Below are 3,865 nucleotides of genomic sequence, written 5' to 3'. Positions count from 1 at the left end.
CAGCTCCACCACGGAGAAGGAGGGGCGGATATCGATGCGGCCAATGCGCGAGCCTTCGATGCCGCCCTCGTTGGCGAGCGCCCCGACCAGCTGGCCGGGCTTGACGCCGTCCTTGTGGCCCACGGAGACGCGGTAGCGGGTCATGCCCTCGCGGGGACCGCGATCGCGGGGGCCACCCTCGCGGCGCATCGGCTTGCCGTCGCGGGGCGCGCGCTCCTTGCGCGGCGCCTGCAGGCGGCCGATGGGGGCCTCGTCGGCACGGGCCAGGCGGGCGAAGGCGCAGGCCAGCTCGATGGGGTCGTGGCCCTCCTCGACCAGGCGCTCCACCAGGGCGCGCTGCTCCTCGGCGCCGGCGGTCAGGGCGGCGATCACCTTCTGGTGGAAGACCTCGTCGCGGTGGGCGCGGATGGCGGCTTCATCGGGCACCTCCATCTCGCTCATCTTCTGGCCGGTGGCCTGCTCGATCCAGCCCACCTTGCGGCCTTCGCGGAAGCCCACGAAGGTGATGGAGACCCCGGTACGCCCGGCGCGGCCGGTGCGGCCGATGCGGTGGGTGTAGGCCTCGGAGTCCTGGGGCAGGTCGTAGTTGAAGACATGGGTGATGCGCGGCACGTCGAGGCCGCGGGCGGCCACGTCGGTGGCGATCAGCACGTCGACCTTGCCGCGCTTGAGGCGCTGGATGGTGCGCTCGCGCAGGCTCTGGTCCAGGTCGCCGGAGAGGCTTGCCACGTTGACACCGCGGGCGGAGAGCTGCTCCATCAGGGTGGTGCAGGCGGCCCGGGTGCGCACGAAGACGATGGCGGCGTCCACCGGCTCGACCTCGAGAATGCGCGACAGCGCCTCCAGCTTGGCACCGCCGTCGACGCGCACCAGGCGCTGCTCGATGTTCTCGCCGGTGGTGGTGCGTGACTCGATGGCCACCTTCACCGGGTCGACCAGGTAGCGGTTGACGATGCGCTCGATCTCGCTCGGCAGGGTGGCCGAGAAGAACACCCGCTGGGCCTCCTTGGGGGTGTCGGCGACGACGCGCTTGACGTCATCGATGAAGCCCATGCGCAGCATCTCGTCGGCCTCGTCCAGCACCAGGGCTGAGAGCCCGTCGAGCTTGAGGCTGCCGCGATCCAGGTGATCGATGACCCGGCCCGGGGTGCCCACCACCACCTGGGCGCCGCGCTTCAGGGCGCCCAGCTGCTCGCGATACTCCTGGCCGCCGCACAGGGTGGCGACTTCCAGGCCCTGGAGGTTCTGGCCGTACTTGCTGAAGGAGACGGCCACCTGCTGGGCCAGCTCGCGGGTCGGCGCCAGCACCAGCACCTGGGGCTCGCGACGGGTCAGCTCGAGACGGGAGAGCAGCGGCAGGGCGAAGGCGGCGGTCTTGCCGGTGCCGGTCTGGGCCTGGCCCAGCATGTCACGCCCTTCCAGCAGGGCCGGAATGGTCTGGATCTGGATCGGAGAGGGAGTCTCGTAGCCCAGGGTCTCGACGGCAGACAGAACGGCGGGCAGCAGAGCGAGGTCGCCGAAGCTCGGCGAGGCGACAGAAGTCGGGGTCATCAATCACACCTTGGTAGGCCGGCCTTGCCGGCAGAAATTCAGTGGCGTCCCTGACGCGTGCAATACGGTCAGGCGCGCTAGGCCCTTGGGGGGGCAGCACGGGACATCGGAGTCGGGGACGCCGGTCGCACCTGGCATCGGATCCCTGCCATCTGAGATGGCGACCAGGATCCCTGTGGCGACCGTCTGCGCCGATCTCGCCCATTTGGCGGGATCTCGGTGGCGCTCCATCTACACAATTCGAACGCGTGGGGCCCAGCGTCGTGTCACTGGTGCCTGGCGTTGCGGCGCGCATCCTGTGCTCGGCCGGTAACCGGAAGCGATGGCGTCGTACATGATGGTGGGGTCAGCACATGCGAGGAAGGCGCATGCTACCATCGCGTCCTGCGCCTGGCCAGCCCTTTCGCCGGCCCGGCCCCTCAATTATGCCCCGGGAGACTCCCCATGCCGACGCTCTGGGTCGACGCCGACGCCTGCCCCAAGGTGGCGCGCGAGATCATCGTGCGCGCCGCCGAACGCACCGCCACCCCGGCCTGGTTCGTGGCCAACCATGCGGTGCCGCTGCCCCGGTCGAAGTGGGTGAAGGCACTCGCGGTCAGCCACGGCTTCGATGCCGCGGACAACGAGATCGTCGAGCGCCTCCAGGCGGGGGATCTCCTGATCACCTCGGACCTGCCGCTGGCCCTGGCCGCCATCGAACGCGGGGCGAAGGTGATGACCACCCGCGGCGAGGCATTGAATGAGAACAATATCCGCGCCCGGGTGCAGATGAGGGACTTCATGGAGACGATGCGCGCCAGCGGCGAGCATACCGGCGGGCCCAAGGGCTACGCCGACGCCGACCGCCGCGAGTTCGCCAATGCGCTGGATCGCTGGTTGGCGAAACAGCGCTGAATGACGACACTCTGCCCAGGGAGCCCTCCCTTGCGGCATGCAATCGCAGCGGTTCCGGCGGCAGGCCTGCCTCAACCACCCGAGTGTTCGGCAGCCGGCCGCCCGGTACTCTGGCGCACGATCAGCTGGGTGCTCAGCGTCTGGCGCCTCACCGCCGATTCGCCGCGCAACAGGCTCAGCAGCAGGCGCATCGCCTCTCGTCCGATCTCGTTGCGCGGCTGGCTGATGGTGGTCAGCTCCGGCTCGCAGTACTCGCTCAAGCCGATGTTGTCGAAGCCCACCACCGAGAGCCGCTCGGGCACCGCGATGCCGAGTTGACGCGCCGCCTTGAGCACGCCGATGGCCATCTCGTCGCTGTGGCAGAAGATCGCCGTGGGGCGCGTCACGGGCGACTCGAGCAGGGCCAGGCCCTGCTGGTAGCCGGAGCGGAAGCCGAAGTCCCCCTCCAGGATGCGCGCCTCGCCGGACAGGCCATGGACAGTGAGGGTGTCGCGATAGCCCCGCACCCGTTCGACGCAGATGGGGTTGGCGGCAGGGCCGCTGAGCGTGGCGATGCGCCGATGCCCCAGCGAGGCCAGGTAGTCGATGGCATGACAGGCGGCCTGGTGATTGTCGATGGCGATGGTGGGCAGGTCGAGATCGGCGAAGAACTCACAGGCCATCACCAGCGGGAAGTCCGTCCGGCCATCGGCCTGCCGGACCAGGGCCCTGGGCACCTCGGCGGTCAACAGCAGGATGCCGTCGGCCTGGTTGGTCGACAGCAGGCCGAAGTAGGCCTCCGCCCGCGCCGGGTCGTGCTCGCAGTCGCCGATCAGCACCAGGTAGCCCGCCCTGTGGGCCTCCTCCTCCATGCCGTTGATGATCTCGGAGAAGAAGGGGTTGGAGATGTCGGGCAGCAGGGCGACGATGGTCTTCGACTCGGCACGCCGCAGGTTGCGTGCCGCCACGTTGGGGGCGTAGCCGACCTCGGCGATGGCCCGGGTCACGCGCTCGCGGGTCGCCTCGCTGACCTTCTCGGGGCTGGCCAGGGCACGGGACACCGTCGCCGTGGAGCAGCCCGCGGCCCTGGCGACGTCCTTGATGGTGGGCATGGAGTAGTTTCGCCTGCCGGATACCTTGGCTCGTAGCATATCGCGGTTGTCCTGATGGAGGTAACGCCCCGGGAATCGGCCGACGATCGTGGCCCTTGACCCCGCGCGATGCCCTCTGCTGCAATGTAATCCATTACATCACAGGCGACATGCGCGGGCGGGACTAGGTCCGGCCCGGACGACCAGACCCACGAGATTCACGATGCAGACCATCAAGGGAGCGGCGCTCTTCCTGGCCCAGTACGACTTCGACCGCTGGGCGGTGAGCGAGTGAGAGTGCCCTGTTGGGACACGTCCGATCCCCCTCACCAGAATAAGGAGCCAGCCAT

The 3,865-nt window shown here is 69.1% G+C and carries 3 protein-coding genes; 1 reads left to right on the top strand and 2 read right to left on the bottom strand.

Features of this window, described 5'->3' with window-relative positions; genetic code table 11:
• Positions 1 to 1,551 (bottom strand): DEAD/DEAH box helicase (locus J5F18_RS07100; RefSeq protein ID WP_346301576.1); only part of this gene is annotated, 1,551 nt, incomplete at its 3' end.
• 444 nt (positions 1,552 to 1,995) lie between these two features.
• Here J5F18_RS07100 and J5F18_RS07095 point away from each other — a divergent pair.
• Positions 1,996 to 2,445, top strand: a complete 450-nt coding sequence (locus tag J5F18_RS07095) for a YaiI/YqxD family protein (RefSeq protein ID WP_346301575.1) — start codon at positions 1,996 to 1,998, stop codon at positions 2,443 to 2,445.
• Between the two features lie 71 nt (positions 2,446 to 2,516).
• On the opposite strand, the gene J5F18_RS07090 is transcribed toward J5F18_RS07095, so the two are convergent.
• Positions 2,517 to 3,536, bottom strand: a complete 1,020-nt coding sequence (locus J5F18_RS07090; protein WP_346301574.1) for a substrate-binding domain-containing protein — start codon at positions 3,534 to 3,536, stop codon at positions 2,517 to 2,519.
• Positions 3,537 to 3,865: the final 329 nt, after the last annotated feature.

Source organism: Halomonas sp. BM-2019 (assembly GCF_017584085.1).
The sequence above is the reverse complement of the archived record's forward strand: the minus strand, read 5'-3'. Positions and strand labels throughout refer to the sequence as shown.